This window comes from Pseudomonas sp. FP2254 (assembly GCF_030687695.1).
Classification (GTDB): Bacteria; Pseudomonadota; Gammaproteobacteria; order Pseudomonadales; family Pseudomonadaceae; genus Aquipseudomonas; species Aquipseudomonas quebecensis.
Window position 1 is genome coordinate 776,123 of the sequence record NZ_CP117444.1, and the last position, 16,545, is coordinate 792,667.

A 16,545-nucleotide genomic window follows, 5' to 3' on the forward strand; every position below is an offset into this window, starting at 1 on the left:
CCAACGCATTCAACGTCCCAGCATCTTCACCCAGCGCGACGGCGGCATGCCGTAGGTGCTGCGAAATTGCCGGGTCATATGGCTCTGGTCGGTGAAGCCGGCGGTGAGCGCCGCATCTACCAGAGATTGGCCCTGGGCCAGGAGGCTGCGCACCAGGTCCAGGCGGCGCATGGTCAGGTAACGGTAGGGGCTGGTGCCGAACAGCAGGCGAAAATCCCGCGACAAGCCCCAGCGGTCTCGCCCTGCGTGCTCGGCCATGTCATCGAGTGTGATGCTGCGGCCCAGGGCACTGTGGATAAATTCCCGTGCCCGCTCGGCGGCCAGGTAGTCGAACGTCTTGCGGCTGACGACCGCTCCTGACGCAGCGCTCAACGCCTGGGCCAGGTCGAACAACGCATCCTGTTCCTGCAACGGGTCGACCGGGCAATCCAGGTTCTGCAACAGCACTTCGCTGGCGCGGAACAGCCGCGGATCGGTGGACAATCCTGCGGGCACGAACGGCAACGGCCTGCCGCCGAGGATCTGCTGAATCAACGCCGGTTCCACATAAATCATGCGGTACTTGAAGCCTTCCTCGCTCCCGGCGCGGCCGTCGTGCACCTCATCGGGATGAATCACCATGGTCGTGCCGGGCAGGCTGTGGATCATGCCGCCGCGGTAATGAAAACTCTGCACGCCGAACAACGTACGCCCGATGGCGTAAGTGTCGTGGCGATGCGGGTCGAAGGCGAAACCTGCAAAGTACGCCTCGATACGGTCCAGGCCGCTGGCGTGCGGCGCACGGTGCAGCCAATCGAGCGGGGTGGTCGAATTGCCCATGGTGACTTGTCACAGGAAGAGGTGGAAACACGGTAACTCAGTGTGGGGCGCGCTGTCTGCGGGGTCTTGAACGATCGTGCAGCCGCTGGCTACCCGCGCGTTTGGCAAGCGCTGACCGCCCATGGTAAGAAGCCCTACGTTCAACAATGAGGTCGAGTCATGGGCAAGGTGCGGGTAGGTATTATTTTCGGTGGCCGTTCGGCTGAGCATGAAGTGTCGTTGCAGTCGGCGCGCAACATCGTCGATGCCCTCGACCGTACGCGCTTCGAACCGATCCTGATTGGCATCGACAAGGCCGGTCACTGGCACCTCAACGACACCTCCAACTTCCTGCTTAATCAGGAAAACCCAGCCTTGATCGCCCTCAACCAATCCAATCGCGAACTGGCGGTCGTGCCGGGCAAAGCCAATCGCCAGGTCGTGGAGACTTCCGGCCAAGGCGTGCTGGAACATATCGACGTGATCTTTCCCATCGTCCACGGCACCCTTGGGGAAGACGGGTGCCTGCAAGGCTTGCTGCGCATGGCCGACCTGCCGTTTGTCGGTTCCGACGTGCTGGGCTCGGCGATTTGCATGGACAAGGACATCAGCAAGCGCCTGCTGCGTGACGCCGGTATCGCCGTCACTCCCTTCCTGACGCTCACCCGTGGCAATGCGGCCCGCACTTCGTTTGAGAAGGCGGCGAATATGCTGGGCCTGCCGCTGTTCGTCAAACCGGCCAACCAGGGATCTTCAGTGGGCGTGAGCAAAGTCGGCAGCGAAGCCGAGTACCGTGCCGCCGTTGAACTGGCGTTGGGGTTCGATGAGAAGGTGCTGGTGGAGTCTGCTGTTCAGGGTCGTGAAATCGAGTGTGCGGTATTGGGCAACGACAACCCCATCGCCAGCGGTTGCGGCGAGATCGTGGTGAGCAGCGGGTTCTATTCCTACGACAGCAAATACATCGACGACCAGGCTGCCCAGGTGGTGGTGCCGGCCGCGATCAGTCATGACGCCAGCGAACGCATTCGCCACCTGGCAGTGCAGGCGTTTGAAGTGTTGGGCTGCTCCGGGCTGGCGCGTGTCGATGTGTTCCTCACTGACAATGGCGAGGTATTGATCAACGAAATCAACTCGCTGCCCGGCTTCACCCGCATCAGCATGTACCCCAAGCTATGGCAGGCCGCGGGGATGAGCTACAGCGAGCTGGTCACCCGCCTGATCGAACTGGCGATGGAGCGGCACGCGGCGCGCAAGGGGCTGAAGATCAGCCGCTGAGTGAGCGTGTTGTGGTGAACGGGCTTGCCCCCTTCCAGTCAGTCACCCAGCGCTTCGCCTTCGCGCCGAGGGTCGGCGCCGCCGTTCAGCGATACCTTGCCTTGCGCGTCCCGCGTGCGGACGATGGCTTGTACGCCGCTGGTCATCTCGATCTCGCTCAGCGTGTGGCCCTTGTCTTTCAGCGCCTGTTTGAGCGCCGGGCTGACCAGGCCCGCCTCCAGCTCGGTTGCGCCATTGCGACTGCCGAAGTTAGGCAGGTTGATCGCCGCCTGCGGATCGAGTTTCCAGTCGAGCAGGGCCACCAGCGACTTGCTCACGTATTCGATGATTTGCGAGCCTCCCGGAGAGCCCACGGTGGCCAGCAGCTCACCGCTGCGGCGGTCGAATACCAATGTCGGTGCCATGGCCGAACGTGGCCGTTTGCCGGGTTGCACGCGGTTGGCGACGGGCTGGCCATTTTCTTCGGGGATGAACGAAAAGTCGGTCATCTGGTTGTTGAGCAAAAAGCCCTGGACCATCAGGTGGGAGCCAAACGCGGCTTCCACCGTGGTGGTCATCGACACCGCGCCGCCCAGGTCATCCACCGCCACCACCTGCGAGGTGGAGATGCGCAGCGGCGAACGATCCGGTGCGTAGGCCACCTGCAGGCCAGCCGGTTGACCGGGCTTGGCCACCCCCATGCTGCGTTCACCGATCAAGGTGGCGCGCCGGGCCAGGTAGTCCGGTGCGATCAGGCCTGCGACCGGAACCGGTGTGAAATCGGCGTCGGCCACATACAGCGCGCGATCGGCAAATGCCAGGCGCCCGGCCTCGGCGAGCAGGTGCACGGCCTCGGGCGTCGGTTCCAACCCGGCGGGCGATGGGCTTTTGAGCGGTGTCATCGGCGCGATGGCCAGGCGCGGATCGCGGGCTTCCAGCGCCTGCAGCGTGCCCAGGATCTGTGCCACGGCAATCCCACCGGAGGATGGCGGGGGCATGCCGCAGACTGTCCATTGTTTGTAATCGCTGCACAGCGGCGCGCGCTCCTTGGCGGCGTAGCCTTGCAGGTCGGCCTGGGACAGGCTCCCGGCATTGCGATGGCCCTGGACCTTGCGCACGATTTCGTCGGCAATCGGCCCGGTGTAGAGCGCGTCCGGCCCTTCCTTGGCGATGCGCTTGAACACGTGAGCCAGCGCCGGGTTCTTCAACAGGGTGCCGGTGGCTTTAGGCGTGCCGTCGGCATTCAGGAAATACGCCGCCATGTCCGGCGATTGGGCGATATACGGGTCGGCGGCAATCAGGCTGTGCAAGCGCGGGGAAATCGCGAAGCCTTGTTCCGCCAGACGGATCGCCGGCTCGAACAATTTGGCCCACTGCAGATGACCGGTCTTTTTATGCGCCATTTCCAGCGCACGCAGTACCCCTGGCGTACCGACCGAGCGGCCGCCGATCTGTGCTTCGGGAAACGCCATCGGCTTGCCGTCGGCGCTGAGGAACAGGTGTTCTGAGGCCCCGGCCGGTGCGGTTTCGCGGCCGTCGTACGCGTGCACCTTTTCGCCATCCCACAGCAGGATGAATGCACCGCCACCGATCCCCGATGACTGCGGCTCCACCAGGGTCAACACCGCCTGCATTGCAATCGCGGCGTCAATCGCCGAGCCGCCCTGGCGCAACATGTCGCGCCCGGCTTGCGCAGCCAGTGGGTTAGCGGCGGCGGCCATGTGGCGCTCGGCGTGACGGGGGGTAAGGCCGGTGCGATAGCCCGAGCCCAGCTCCGGAGCCGGAGGCTGTTCGTTAACCGAGCTATGGCAGGCTGCCAACGCCAGGGTCGCGGCGATGACCGTCAGTTGACGGCGAGAAATCGAAAACACGCGCTGAACTCCGTTCATGGTAAGCAGTAACCGTTGTCCTTTGGGCAAGGCTGTTCTACAGGTAAATCGTGCCTTGCATATACAGCGCAGCCTTGCCGGAAATAATCACGCGGTCGCCCTTGAGTTCGCAGTGCAGCTGGCCTTTACGTGCGCCGCCTTGCTCCGCAGTCAAGTGGGTTTTGCCCAGGCGCTCGGCCCAGAACGGCGCCAACGAGGTGTGCGCCGAACCGGTGACCGGGTCTTCATTGACCCCGACATTCGGTCCGAACCAGCGCGACACAATGTCAAACCGCGTACCGCGCGTGGTCACGGCAATTCCGCGCTTGGGCAGGCCCTTGAGCCGTGCAAAGTCCGGGGTCAGCGCCGCCACCTGGGCTTCATCCTGCAGCAGCACAATGAAGTCGTCGGTGCTGAACACGTCGGCATGTTCAATGCCCAGCGCGGCGAACATTCCGGCGGGCGGCTCGCACGGTTGTGGCGTTTTGGCCGGGAAATCCATCGCCAGCTCATCACCGTTGCGTGTCACGCGAAGCTCGCCGCTGCGGGTGGCAAAGCGCAGCACGTCGGCCCTGTCCGCCAGCTTGTGAATCAACACCCACGCCGCCGCGAGCGTGGCATGGCCACACAGGTCCACTTCGACTTCAGGGGTAAACCAGCGCAACTCATAACCTTCGCCCCGGCGTACGAAGTAAGCGGTTTCGGAGAGATTGTTCTCGGCGGCTATTGCCTGCAGCTGCTCGTCCGGCAACCACTCGGTGAGTGGGCAGACCGCAGCCGGGTTGCCGCCGAAAGGCTGTTCGCTGAAGGCGTCGACTTGGTAGATGTCCAATTTCACCGTGGGGCACTCCGTGTGTGGGGGAGGCTGGACACTAACAGCGGGTCGAGGGAGCGTCAAAATACAGTTGGAGAGTTTTTTTACGCGCATGTACAACGGCCGCGTGGGGCACGGCGGACATGCTTTTCGGCGGGCATAAAAAAACGGCCTACCTTTCGGTAAGCCGTTTTTCAGTACTTGGTGGCTACACAGGGACTTGAACCCCGGACCCCAGCATTATGAATGCTATGCTCTAACCAACTGAGCTATGTAGCCAAGTGGCGCGCATTATTCGCGCAGAACGCCAAGGCGTCAAGCGTTTATTTTGAATTTTTACCTACGCTTTCAACTGTTTAACGAAAACAGGGCGCTTCGGCGACGAGTGGCGAGGTGGATGGAGGCTTTCGGCAGTAGAGGGGCTGTCGAGCTTGCGCGGTTGGCAGGCGGTACACGAAGGCTTCGATTGGGCGATATCCCTGCCGCCCAACGTTGAGTCTCGGCTACGGATGTTGCGAAGTGTGAGTCACGCGTTTGAGCTGTTCACGTGCCCGTGAAAGGCGGGAGCGAACGGTGCCGATGGGTATGTCCAGCGCGTCAGCCGTGTCCTGATAGCTGCCGTCGGTTTCCAGCGAGGCGTAAAGTGTCTTACGCATTTCCGTGGGCAAATGATCGATGGCGTTCAGGGTCTTTTCCAGGCGGCGATTGACCTCGAACTCCCAGTCCAGGTTGTTGCTTTCATCCTGGCCGTGGGAAAGCGACTCGTCGAATTCGCAGTGCGCCGGCTTGGCGTACATGCGCCTGAAGTGATTGCGTATCAGGTTCTGCGCGATGCCGCACATCCAGGTGCTGAGCGTGGCTATGCCGCTGTAGCGCTCACGGTTGCGCCAGGCTTCCAGGTAGGTCAATTGCAGCAGATCGTCCGCATCTTCGGGGTTGAGTACGCGCTTGTGGATGAAGCGCCGGAGTTTTTTTTGCTCGTCGTCTGTCAGGTGATGCATGAATTGAGGCGAGCTGCCAACGAGGTGCGCTAAAGCTTCAATAGGGATATTCATGTTTTTTTCCTTTGGGTAGACGCAGTCGAAACGTGTCGACCAGACCCACTAAGCACTGCCTGTGCCAAGCAAAAAAACATATATAACTAGTTGATTAATATAGATAAATATCTTGAATTGAGTCGATTTTGCGCAACCGCTGGCACGCTGTGCAGGGGCGTCTGTGCAAGTCTTTTCAATTGGCGCGCACACTGGAATTGGATGGAACCGTAGCGGCGGGTCTTGCCACACAGGGAAACATTCTTGCTGTGCTGGCCTGCCATGAAGATTGAAGCCAATAACGATATTCAAGTGAACCCACGCCTGGATCTGCCGGCGGTCACCCCGGCGTCGGTACCGGTGCCCGGCAAAGGCGTTGACGAGTTGGCTGAGCTGTTCAGCCAGGAAGTGGGTAATCAGTTTCGGACCCTGGCCGAACGGAAAGTGGGTGTGCGTGTGCCCCCCGCCGAGCAGCTTGCGCAGCTCTATGATCAGCTGGGTCATCCGGCCCAGGCGACCATGGCATCCATTTCGCGTCGGATCAGGATGCAGCTGCTGCACAACCCCACCGTTGAAACACTGTTGGAACTCACCGGGCAAGACCCGGCGCGGGCTTTTGTGGTGCTCAAGTACGTGGCGGCCCAGGCGGATGCCGAAGTGCGTGCGGCTGAGGCTGCACTGGCGCGCGATGCCATTGCCAGGCTGGAGGTTCGTTTCAGTGGTGAGATTCAGGCCGGTCTGAACATCGCCTCGGCGCTGCAGGCGACGGGTGTCGATCCGCAGGAGCGCCAGGCGCTGCGTGCTCTGTATTACGCCAGTGTGGTCAGGCGCCAATCCTTGGCAACGATGATGCAAGCCCTGTTGGGTGTATACGGTGCTGAGCGGTTCCACGAAGGCATCAAGGTGATGCGCAAAGCGCTGGCCGACGATGTTGCCGCGCAGGTCTCATCGGTGCCTACTGCCGCGTTGCGCACCTTGCTGCTGGGGCTGCAAAGCTGCGGGCAACTGAGCGCAGTGCTGGCCGGCTGCCGTGGGATGATCCAACGCCTGTGCGTCGAGTACGACGCCGTCGACTTGCTCCAGCGTCTGTTGGGTTACGCCGGCGGCGGCATTGCATCCGCCGAGGCCTTGCGCCTGGCGAGTGAGCTGGGCGGTGGCCCGACCCAGCAGCAATTGGTGTGCCTCAACGCGCTTTATCCGTTGTTCCAACAACTGCCCCTGGCGGTGTGGCCCGACAGCCGAGCACGGCAGGAGGCCTTGCATGTATTGCTAGTGGTGCTGGATGAGTTGCACCGCACGACACGCCCAGCCGCACGGTTTATCAGTGAGCCGAGGGGCACGGCGTGACCGCACTGTCGGCCATCAACCGTGTATTGCTCAAAGTGGCACAGCGCGCCGAAGTGCTGGGCGCGGTGGTGGTCATGGCCATCGTGTTTATTTTTATCGTGCCACTGCCCACCTGGCTGGTGGACATCCTGATTGCACTCAATATCTGCATCTCATGCCTGCTTATCGTGCTGGCGCTTTACCTGCCGGGGCCCCTGGCGTTTTCCTCGTTTCCTTCAATCCTGCTGTTGACGACCATGTTCCGGCTGGCACTGTCGATCGCGACGACGCGCCTGATTCTGCTGGAACAGGACGCGGGGGATATCGTCGAGGCCTTCGGCAATTTTGTGGTGGGGGGCAACCTGGCGGTGGGGATGGTGATTTTCCTGATCCTGACCCTGGTCAACTTCCTGGTCATCACCAAGGGCTCCGAGCGGGTCGCCGAAGTCGCCGCGCGCTTCAGCCTCGATGCCATGCCGGGCAAGCAGATGTCCATCGACAGCGACCTGCGTGCCGGCCTGATTGACGGCGCGCAAGCGCGCGACAAGCGCGAGCAACTGTCCCGCGAGAGTCAGTTGTTCGGGGCCATGGACGGTGCCATGAAGTTCGTCAAGGGCGATGCCATAGCCGGTCTGATCATCGTGGTGGTCAACTTGCTGGGAGGCTTTTCCACGGGGATGTTCCAGCACGGTTTGAGTGCCGCCGATTCCATGGCGTTGTATTCGGTATTGACCATCGGTGATGGCCTGATTGCACAGATTCCGGCGCTGCTGATTTCGCTGACGGCCGGCATGATCATCACCCGCGTGGCGCCGGATGGGCGCAGGGGCGTGACCAACATGGGCGCCGAAATCGCCCGGCAGATGACCAGCGAACCCAAGAGTTGGGTGATCGCGTCGGTGGGCATGCTCGCATTCGCCGCGGTGCCGGGCATGCCGACCGGAGTCTTCATGCTGATCTCGCTGATCTCCGGCGCCTTGGGGTTTTACCTGTTGCGTCAGCGTCGACGGCAAGCGGAACCCGCCGCTCAGGCCACCGACGCCGTTCGCCCCGAGGAGAACGGCAGCGAGGATTTGCGCGGGTTCGATCCTTCGCGTCCTTATCTGCTGCAGTTCCCTTCGTCCTTGCGCGGTACGCCCCAGGTGGCGGAGCTCATTCACGGGATTCGCCAGTCGCGTAACGCATTGGTCGCCAATATCGGCCTGACGCTGCCGCCATTCGAAGTCGAGCTGGATGATTCGCTGGCCTCCGATGAAATGCGTTTCTGTGTGCACGAAGTGCCGATGGTCAAAGCGTCGGTGGTCAGCCATCTGGCGGTTGAGCGCAGTGCGCTGACAGTCGAGCCTGGGCGTGGCATACCGGGGTTGGTGGAGCGTGACGAGCAGAATTGGCTCTGGCTGGCGCCGGATGACCCGTTGCTCGATGATCCGCAGCTGGAGCGCTTCACCGCCACGGCGTTGATCATCGACCGCATGAAGCAGGCCATGATGCTCAGCGGGCCGCAGTTCCTGGGCATCCAGGAGAGCAAGGCGATCCTCGGTTGGCTGGAGCACAACCAGCCGGAGTTGGTGCAGGAACTGCAACGCATCATGCCGCTGTCACGCTTTTCGGCGGTGCTGCAGCGCCTGGCCAGTGAGGGGGTGCCGCTGCGGGCTGTGCGGCTGATCGTCGAGTCGCTGATCGAATACGGCCAGCACGAGCGGGAACCGGAGGCCTTGGCCGACTACGCGCGCATTGCCCTCAAGGCGCAGATATACCACCAGCACAGCGAAGACGATGGCCTGCATGCCTGGTTGCTGTCGCCGCACAGCGAAAACATCCTGCGTGAAGCCCTGCGCCAGACACAGACCGGGGTGTTCTTCGCGCTGGAGGATGAACACAGCGCAGCCTTGATCAACCTGCTCAACCAGGCCTTTACCTTGAGGGCCAAGAGCAAAAGCGTGCTGTTGGTGGCGCAGGATTTGCGCAGCCCCTTGCGTACTTTGCTGGTGGAAGAGTTCAACCATATAGCCGTGTTGTCGTTTGCCGAGTTGGGCAGCACGTCCAAGGTCAAAGTGCTGGGGCGCATTGACCTGGGCCAGGACGAGCTGATGCGTGGTGCGGCGGCATGACGACTTGGCCACGGCCGGTGTGGAGGGCCCTATGATGTTTGAGCTACGGGTGCTTGACGGACCGAGTCAGGGCGCTGCGTTGCCATTGTTCGGTGAGCAGTGGAGCATCGGTGCCCACGCCGATGCCGACCTGGTACTCCACGGTACGGGGATCGCTGAGCAACATGCGCACCTTCGTTTTATCAAGGCTAACTGGTCGGTGCAGGCGCAGGCGGGGCTGCTGCGGGACGCCGGCGGTCGGATGCTGGCACAGATCGCAAGCCTGGCGCTGAACGTACCGTTCTGGGTGGGGGAGGCGCAGTTGTGCGTCACCTTGGCCGACCAGCCCTGGCCCCAGGCCGCCGCGCCCGAGCCACCCTCGCAGTCCCCGGCCGATGACCCCGCACCGGGCTTTAAACTATCGTCGATCCCGCCATCGCAGCAAAAGCGCCTGCTCAGTCTGGTGCTGGCGGTCACGGCCATGATCGTGGTGGTGGGCATGATTTCTACAGGGGAGCCTGAGGCCCAGGCTTCCTTGATGCCGCCGGTGACCCAGAAACACAAACTCGATTCGCCGTTTGACGTGCGCCAGCAGTTGTTGAAGATGCTCAGCGAGCGTGAATTGAGCCAGCGCGTCAGCCTGCAACTGATCAATGGCCAGGTCGCACTCGGCGGCGACGTTTCCCAGGAAGAAGTGGAACTGGTGGCGCGCATGCTCAGCCGTTTTGGTGAGCAGTTCGATAGCGCGGTGCCGGTGATCAGCCGCGTGCGAGCGCGCGATGAGCAACTGCCGTTCAGGATTGTGCAGATCGTAGGAGGGCCCAACGGTCACGTGGTGCTGGAGGAGGGCAACCGACTCTTTGTAGGCGACGAAGTGGATGGGCTGCGCCTGGTACTGATCGACAACAGCAAGGTGGTCTTCGATGGCGCGCAGCGTTATGAGGTGCGCTGGTGAGTACGCAATTACAGGCGCGCCTGGACGCGTGGCAGCAGCGGCAGATCCAGTCACTGGCCAATTTTTCGCCAGTGACCATGCGCGGTCGAATCCAGCGCGTCAACGGTATGCTGCTGCAATGTCGGCTGCCCCAGGCGCGTATCGGTGATCTGTGCCAGGTGGAAAAGCACCCCGGCGATTACATGCTCGCCGAGATCATCGGCTTCGATAATCAGGATGCGGTGCTCAGTGCCCTGGGCAACCTCGAAGGCGTGCAAGTCGGCGCGGGCGTAGAGCGCCTGGGCATCTCGCATCGCGTGCAGGTCAGCCAGGCATTGCTGGGCCAGGTGCTGGATGGTTTCGGGCGACCGATCAGCGGCGAGGGCGCCAGTGCATTTGCCGAAGCCGGCGCATCGGACGCCCACTCCGTGTTGTGTGAGGCACCGCTGCCCACCGAGCGGCCGCGGATCAATCGCGCACTGGCCACCGGCGTGCGTTCGATCGACGGCCTTTTGACCCTCGGCGAAGGGCAGCGCGTCGGGCTGTTTGCCGGTGCCGGCTGCGGCAAGACCACGTTGTTGGCCGAGATTGCGCGCAACGTCGAGTGCGATGTCATCGTGTTCGGCCTGATTGGTGAGCGGGGTCGGGAACTGCGGGAGTTCCTCGACCATGAACTCGATGAGCAACTGCGCGCCAAGGCGGTGCTGGTGTGTGCCACCTCCGACCGCTCCAGCATGGAACGCGCTCGCGCGGCGTTCACCGCCACGGCTCTGGCTGAAGGGTTTCGGCGCGAGGGCCGGCGAGTCTTGCTGCTGATCGACTCACTGACCCGTTTCGCCAGGGCCCAGCGCGAAATCGGCCTGGCCGCCGGCGAACCTCTGGGGCGCGGAGGCCTGCCACCGTCGGTTTACAGCCTGCTGCCGCGCCTGGTGGAGCGTGCCGGGTTGACGCGCGATGGCGTGATCACGGCGATCTACACGGTACTGATTGAACAGGACTCCATGAACGATCCGGTGGCCGATGAAGTGCGCTCACTGCTCGACGGCCATATCGTGCTGTCCCGCAAATTGGCCGAACGCGGGCACTATCCGGCGGTGGATGTGCTGGCGAGCCTGTCGCGGATTTTGAGCAACGTCGCGGCACCTGAAGATATCCAGGCCGGCACCGGCTTGCGTCGTTTGTTGTCGGCGTACCAACAGATCGAACTGATGCTCAAGCTGGGCGAGTACCAACCCGGCAGCGACCCTCTCACTGACCTGGCGGTGGACAGTCGCCAGGCGGTCGACGGTTTCCTGCGCCAGGACCTGCGTGAGCCGACGCCGATGGCGCACACGCTGGAGCAACTCAAGGAGCTGACCACCCATGTCCCATTCTGATGTGCTGCTCGGTGAGGTGGATACATTGCGGCGCCTGCGCCGGCATCGGGCCGACCGGGCCGAGCGGGCGTTACGCGAGGCCAAGCGTGCCCGGCAGGCGCTGCTCGCACATATCCAACAGGCCGAGGAAGCACTTGAGCAGACTCGACTGGAAGAGACCCGGCAAAGTGCTCAACTGCTCAGTCAGCACCAGGGGCGAATGCTGAGCCTGCAGGATTTGAAGTCCTGGGGCGCGCAGGAGCGCTCCTTATCCGCCAGTACCCGGCGCAACCAAGGCCAGCTGGCGCAATTGCAAGGCCAGCAGGACGACAGGGAAAGCCGCGTTGGGCAGGCCCAGAAGCACGTCACCGAGTGTCTGCGTCAAGTGGAAAAACTCCAGGAGTTGTCCCGCCTTCTGGCTCAGGAGTCGACATGAGCGAGGTTTCGAATAAACCCCTTGAGCGCCCACGTCCGCTTCATGCGCGCGAGGAGCGCGAGCCGGGCGCTGTGGGCGCAGTGGCTTGGGAGCAAGGGCGACTGTTCGCTCAATTGTTTGCCGATAGCGATGAACACAGTGGTTCTGGGGCGTCCTTATCGGGCATCAAGGCATCGGCTGCGGCGGGCATGGTTGAGGCCCTCGCCGAACAATTGGCGCCTCGCATACAGGCCGCTTCCCAATGGCCCCTGCAGGCAGTGTTGTATTTACCTCGCCTGGGCCGGATCAACGCCCGCGTGCACCGTGAACAGAGCGCCTGGAGCGTTGAACTGGAAGCGGAACAGGGCGCGACGGCACGCTGGCTCAGCGGTGTGCGACAACACTGTGAAGACCGGTTTTCACACGTGCTGGGTCTGCCGGTCAATCTGCTGCTGCCTGCTGCCGGCGGCGCATGATGGTCCCGACATTGACCTTGCCCTTGATCAAGGGCGACACGGTTGCCGCGCGCCGGCGTTTGGGGCGCGGACTGCGCCTGGCGTTTCAGGTTGCTGACCAGAACGGCGAGCTGCGGTTGGAGCCCGGACGCGCGCCCACACGGGCCGAGGCCGTTTGCTTCGAAACCGCGTGTGGCGTGCTGGCGCTCGCCCAGGCAGGGCCGGTGCTCAGTCTGCTGGGCGATTGTCCAGTGACATTGGCTCCGTCCGGCAACGATCCGGATTCATGGTTCTGGGCAGTGTTCCAGCATCACCTGAGCCCTCAGGTGAGCGCGTTACTGGGCCCTGTGCGTTTGCTGGAAACCGATCGCCCTGAAGGGTTTGGTTGCCGGCTCTGCGTGTCCCTGGGCACGTCTCGGGTCGACAGCTACGTGTGGCTGACGCCTGACAGCTTCCTGGCGTTGTGCGAGGCCGGCGCGTGGCGTGCCGTGGCCGAGCCGTTGCCGGCGCAATTGCAGCTGGCAATTGCCGTGACCCTTGGGCGTTTGCACCTACTGATCGCCCAGGTGCGCGGCCTGCGTACCGGTGACGTGCTGGTGCCTGAGCAGACTTTTTTCCAAGCCCAGGGCAGCGGCTACCTGCAGGTTGGCAAACAGCGGCTGCATGGCTGCATCGACGATGCCGGCGGGGCTTTGTGCCTGACCCTTACTTCTATCGAGGACACATCCATGGATGAACATTTTGCGGCGCCCGATTATTCGAACTATGGAGAAGATGAACCCGTGGTGGATGTGTTCGGCCACGAGCCGTTCGACGAGTTGAGCATGACGTTGAACGTGCGCTGCGGCACGTTGAACCTGACACTGGGTGAGCTGCGTAATCTCGCACCCGGCTCGGTACTGGGTATCGCCGGTTATGCGCCTGGCATGGCGGGTCTCTATTACGGCGACCGCACCATCGGCCAGGGACAGTTGGTGGAAGTCGACGGGCGCCTGGGCTTGCAGTTGTCCCGCGTGATGGTCGGCCGATGACATTTGAAGGGGTCAACCCCCTGGTTCTGGCGATGTTCGTCGGGGCATTGGCGTTGCTGCCCATGCTGTTGGTGATTTGCACATCGTTTTTGAAGATTGTCATTGTGCTGATGATTACCCGCAACGCCATCGGCGTGCAGCAGGTACCGCCGAGCATGGCCATCAATGGCATCGCCCTGGCGGCTACTCTGTTTATCATGGCGCCGGTGGGGTACGCGATCGCGGAGAACGTCAAGGCTTCACCCGTGGACACGAGCAGTGTGCAACTGTTTTTGCAGACCGGGAGTGAAGCTATCCAGCCATTGCGTGCCTTCATGCTGCGCAACGTGGACCCGGACGTGTTGACCCATCTGCTGGAAAACACCACGCGGCTGTGGCCTGCGCAAATGGCGCAGGAGGTGCAGCGTGAAGACCTGATCCTGCTGGTGCCGGCGTTCGTGCTGTCGCAACTGCAGGCGGGGTTCGAGATCGGTTTTCTGATCTATATCCCCTTCATCGTGATCGACCTGATCGTCTCCAACCTGCTGCTGGCGCTGGGCATGCAGATGGTGTCGCCGATGACCATTTCCCTGCCGCTAAAACTGCTGCTGTTCGTGCTGGTGTCCGGCTGGTCGCGGCTGCTCGACAGCCTGTTCCTTTCTTACCTCTGAGTGGCTTATGGAACCGATCGTGCTGTTCAAGCAGGGCATGTTGCTGGTGGTGGTGCTGTCAGCGCCGCCGTTGATCGTGGCGGTGGTGGTCGGTGTGCTGACGTCCCTGGTGCAGGCGCTGATGCAGATACAGGACCAGACGTTGCCCTTCGGTATCAAGCTGGTGGCGGTGGGTATCACACTGATCGTGACCGGGCGTTGGATTGGTGTGGAGTTGATCCAACTGATCAACCTGACCTTCGACATGATCGGCCGTTCGGCCCTGAACTGAGGCCTCGCCCGTGCTGCTCTATCTCGAGTTCCTGCCCAGCCTGTTGATCGGCATGGCGCGTATCTACCCCTGTGCCTTCCTGGTGGCGGCGTTCTGTTTTCAGCACATACGCGGCATGCCTCGGCACACCATTGTGATGGTCATGGCATTGATGCCCGCGCCGGGTATCCATGCGGCGCTGCAGGGGCAGGATTATTCGGCGCTCATGCTCGGCGGGTTGGTACTCAAGGAGCTGGCGCTGGGCGTATTGCTGGGAGTGCTGTTGTCGATGCCGTTCTGGATGTTCGAGGCGGTAGGGGCACTGCTGGACAACCAGCGCGGTGCGCTGGCCGGCGGTCAACTCAACCCCTCATTGGGGCCGGATGCCACGCCGATCGGGCACTTGTTCAAGCAGCTGGCGATCTTTCTGCTGATGGTCAGCCTGGGGTTGGGCGCGTTGACCCAGGTGATCTGGGACAGCTACCTGATCTGGCCCCCCACGGTGTGGTTTCCGCTGCCTGCGCCTAACGGCACGAGTGTATTCGTCGGCCTGCTTGGCGATACCTTCATGCATATGATGCTGTACGCCGCGCCCTTCATTGCGGTGCTGTTGTTGCTGGAATTCGGAATCGCCTTACTGGGGGTCTACAGCCAGCAGTTACAGGTGAGTACGCTGGCACCGCCGGTCAAGAGCCTGGCAGGTATCGGGGTTGTGCTGTTGTACTTTGCGCTGCTGCAGGACCTGATGGTCGGGCGCATGTTCGGGCTTGGCGAGTTAAAACACTCGCTCGGGCTGCTGTTCAGGGCCTCGGCACCATGAGTGATTCGGGCGAAAAAAAGCACCCCGCTTCAGCCAAGAAACTGCGCGACCAGCGCAAGAAGGGGCAGGTCGCCCAGAGTCAGGACGTTCCCAAGTTGCTGGTGCTCACCGCCATCAGTGAGATCGCTTTGTTCACCGCCGAGACCAGCCTGCAGCGCTTCCAGCAATTGATGGCGCTGCCGATGTCGCGCTTTAACCAGCCGTTTGTACGAGCGCTGGAAGAAGTGCTGGTTGAAGGGCTGTTGATGTTTGTCTCGTTCGCCCTGCTGATGGTTGGCGTGGCGATTGTTACAAAGCTGATCAGCAGTTGGATGCAGTTCGGGTTGCTGTTCGCCCCGGAGGTCCTGAAGCTCGATTTCAACCGCCTCAACCCCGTCAGCCAGCTCAAGCAAATGTTCTCGGCCCAGTCGGTGATGAACCTGTTGATGAGCATCGCCAAGGCGTTCCTGATTGGCCTGATTGTGTATGTGGTGGTCTGGCCTTCGCTCGGGGTGTTGATCAATCTGGCCAACAGCGACCTGCAAAGTTACCTGCTGGCGCTGATCGCACTGTTCAGGCACTTGCTGCATGCCTGTCTCGGGCTGCTGCTGGTGCTGGCGCTGATCGACCTGAGCCTGCAGAAGTACTTTTTCGCCAAACGCATGCGCATGACCCAGGTCGAGGTCGTCAAGGAGTACAAGGACATGGAAGGCGACCCCCATGTCAAAGGCCAGCGCCGCTCACTGGCGTACCAACTGGCCCAGGAGGAGCCGAAGGTCAAGCTGCCCAAGCTGGAAGAGGCCGACATGCTGGTGGTCAACCCCACGCACTTCGCGGTGGCCCTGTACTACCGCCCGGGCAAGACGCCGTTGCCGCTGCTGGTCAGCAAAGGTACGGACGCCGATGCGCGACAGCTGATCGCCCGGGCGAAGGCCGCCGAAGTGCCGGTGATCCAATGCGTCTGGCTGGCCCGCACGCTCTACAAGAACAAACTGGGTGCAAGCATTCCTCGCGAAACCTTGCAGGCCGTGGCATTGATCTACCGGACCCTGCGTGAGCTGGATGATGAGGCCAAGCGTGAAACCCTGGAGTTGCCGGAGCTGGAGCGGCGCTGATCAGCGGTTGGACGGTGAGTCCAGGGCGGCGAGGTTGGCCAGCGACAACATCCGGCTGAGGACTGTGTCCAGCGTGTGGCGCGCCGCAGGCAATGCGTGCCAGATCACCAAAGCGTGCTGGGCATCGAGGTAGGCGAAGCAGCCCTCGTACAACGACGCATACTCAAAGCGTCGCTCCAGCACCCGTTGCAGTTGCCCGGGTTGCAAAGCCTCGCGCGCGATATACAACGCCAGCCCCGGCTGCTTGCCGCCTTGCAGCGCGCACGCCTTGATACCGGGAGCGAGCGGCAGGTGAGCGGCAGCGCCGCTCACCAGATTGTCCAGAAACGCCTGGCGTAGCACGTCGGGCATTTGCGG

17 protein-coding genes and 1 tRNA gene are annotated in these 16,545 nt (G+C 62.2%); 12 read left to right on the plus strand and 6 right to left on the minus strand.

Annotation, left to right across the window (positions count from 1 at the left end; all coding sequences use genetic code 11):
* Positions 1–9 precede the first annotated feature (9 nt).
* Positions 10–819, minus strand: coding sequence for an AraC family transcriptional regulator (locus tag PSH94_RS03340; protein WP_181079563.1), 810 nt, complete (start codon positions 817–819; stop codon positions 10–12).
* Between the two features lie 159 nt (positions 820–978).
* On the opposite strand from PSH94_RS03340, the gene ddlA reads away from it, so the two are divergent.
* Complete coding sequence (gene ddlA / locus PSH94_RS03345; RefSeq protein WP_305436465.1) at positions 979–2,073, plus strand: D-alanine--D-alanine ligase; 1,095 nt, start codon at positions 979–981, stop codon at positions 2,071–2,073.
* 38 nt (positions 2,074–2,111) lie between these two features.
* On the opposite strand, the gene ggt is transcribed toward ddlA, so the two are convergent.
* The 4 genes from ggt to PSH94_RS03365 all read right to left on the minus strand — a co-directional run bounded on the left by ggt (position 2,112) and on the right by PSH94_RS03365 (position 5,789).
* On the minus strand, positions 2,112–3,941 hold the full coding sequence (gene ggt, locus PSH94_RS03350; RefSeq protein ID WP_305436466.1) for a gamma-glutamyltransferase: 1,830 nt from the start codon (positions 3,939–3,941) through the stop codon (positions 2,112–2,114).
* A 37-nt stretch (positions 3,942–3,978) separates the two neighbouring features.
* On the minus strand, positions 3,979–4,758 hold the full coding sequence (locus PSH94_RS03355) for a PhzF family phenazine biosynthesis protein (RefSeq protein ID WP_305436467.1): 780 nt from the start codon (positions 4,756–4,758) through the stop codon (positions 3,979–3,981).
* A 178-nt stretch (positions 4,759–4,936) separates the two neighbouring features.
* Positions 4,937–5,013, minus strand: a tRNA-Met gene (locus PSH94_RS03360).
* A gap of 224 nt (positions 5,014–5,237) precedes the next feature.
* A complete protein-coding gene (locus PSH94_RS03365) occupies positions 5,238–5,789 on the minus strand; it encodes an RNA polymerase sigma factor (RefSeq protein ID WP_181079567.1) in 552 nt (183 codons plus the stop codon).
* A 261-nt stretch (positions 5,790–6,050) separates the two neighbouring features.
* On the opposite strand from PSH94_RS03365, the gene sctW reads away from it, so the two are divergent.
* Genes sctW through sctU form a run of 11 tightly spaced genes read left to right on the plus strand, consistent with a single transcriptional unit; the run spans position 6,051 to position 16,188 of the window.
* Positions 6,051–7,115, plus strand: coding sequence for a type III secretion system gatekeeper subunit SctW (gene sctW / locus PSH94_RS03370; RefSeq protein WP_181079568.1), 1,065 nt, complete (start codon positions 6,051–6,053; stop codon positions 7,113–7,115).
* Complete coding sequence (gene sctV, locus PSH94_RS03375; RefSeq protein WP_305436469.1) at positions 7,112–9,205, plus strand: type III secretion system export apparatus subunit SctV; 2,094 nt, start codon at positions 7,112–7,114, stop codon at positions 9,203–9,205. The genes sctW and sctV overlap by 4 nt, the downstream gene beginning before the upstream one ends.
* 34 nt (positions 9,206–9,239) lie before the next feature.
* Positions 9,240–10,139 carry an FHA domain-containing protein gene (locus PSH94_RS03380; protein WP_305437713.1) on the plus strand — a complete coding sequence of 300 codons (900 nt, stop codon included), beginning with the start codon at positions 9,240–9,242 and terminating at the stop codon, positions 10,137–10,139.
* The gene (locus PSH94_RS03385; protein WP_305436471.1) at positions 10,136–11,494 is read left to right on the plus strand and encodes a FliI/YscN family ATPase; all 1,359 of its coding nucleotides are present in this window, start codon (positions 10,136–10,138) and stop codon (positions 11,492–11,494) included. The genes PSH94_RS03380 and PSH94_RS03385 overlap by 4 nt, the downstream gene beginning before the upstream one ends.
* Positions 11,481–11,909 (plus strand): YscO family type III secretion system apparatus protein, encoded by a 429-nt coding sequence (locus PSH94_RS03390; RefSeq protein WP_181079571.1) that lies wholly within the window; start codon positions 11,481–11,483, stop codon positions 11,907–11,909. The genes PSH94_RS03385 and PSH94_RS03390 overlap by 14 nt, the downstream gene beginning before the upstream one ends.
* A complete protein-coding gene (locus PSH94_RS03395; protein ID WP_253510358.1) occupies positions 11,906–12,364 on the plus strand; it encodes a type III secretion system HrpP C-terminal domain-containing protein in 459 nt (152 codons plus the stop codon). The genes PSH94_RS03390 and PSH94_RS03395 overlap by 4 nt, the downstream gene beginning before the upstream one ends.
* Positions 12,361–13,374 carry a FliM/FliN family flagellar motor switch protein gene (locus PSH94_RS03400; RefSeq protein WP_181079573.1) on the plus strand — a complete coding sequence of 338 codons (1,014 nt, stop codon included), beginning with the start codon at positions 12,361–12,363 and terminating at the stop codon, positions 13,372–13,374. Before PSH94_RS03395 ends, PSH94_RS03400 begins: the two co-directional genes overlap by 4 nt.
* A complete protein-coding gene (gene sctR, locus PSH94_RS03405; protein WP_181079574.1) occupies positions 13,371–14,024 on the plus strand; it encodes a type III secretion system export apparatus subunit SctR in 654 nt (217 codons plus the stop codon). Before PSH94_RS03400 ends, sctR begins: the two co-directional genes overlap by 4 nt.
* A 7-nt stretch (positions 14,025–14,031) precedes the next feature.
* Positions 14,032–14,295, plus strand: a complete 264-nt coding sequence (gene sctS / locus PSH94_RS03410) for a type III secretion system export apparatus subunit SctS (protein ID WP_181079575.1) — start codon at positions 14,032–14,034, stop codon at positions 14,293–14,295.
* 10 nt (positions 14,296–14,305) lie between these two features.
* Positions 14,306–15,094 carry a type III secretion system export apparatus subunit SctT gene (sctT, locus tag PSH94_RS03415; protein WP_305436474.1) on the plus strand — a complete coding sequence of 263 codons (789 nt, stop codon included), beginning with the start codon at positions 14,306–14,308 and terminating at the stop codon, positions 15,092–15,094.
* Positions 15,091–16,188 (plus strand): type III secretion system export apparatus subunit SctU, encoded by a 1,098-nt coding sequence (sctU, locus tag PSH94_RS03420; RefSeq protein ID WP_266245884.1) that lies wholly within the window; start codon positions 15,091–15,093, stop codon positions 16,186–16,188. Before sctT ends, sctU begins: the two co-directional genes overlap by 4 nt.
* Here sctU and PSH94_RS03425 read toward each other — a convergent pair whose 3' ends face one another.
* Positions 16,189–16,539 carry a transcriptional regulator gene (locus tag PSH94_RS03425; protein ID WP_181079578.1) on the minus strand — a complete coding sequence of 117 codons (351 nt, stop codon included), beginning with the start codon at positions 16,537–16,539 and terminating at the stop codon, positions 16,189–16,191.
* Between the last annotated feature and the right edge of the window lie 6 nt (positions 16,540–16,545).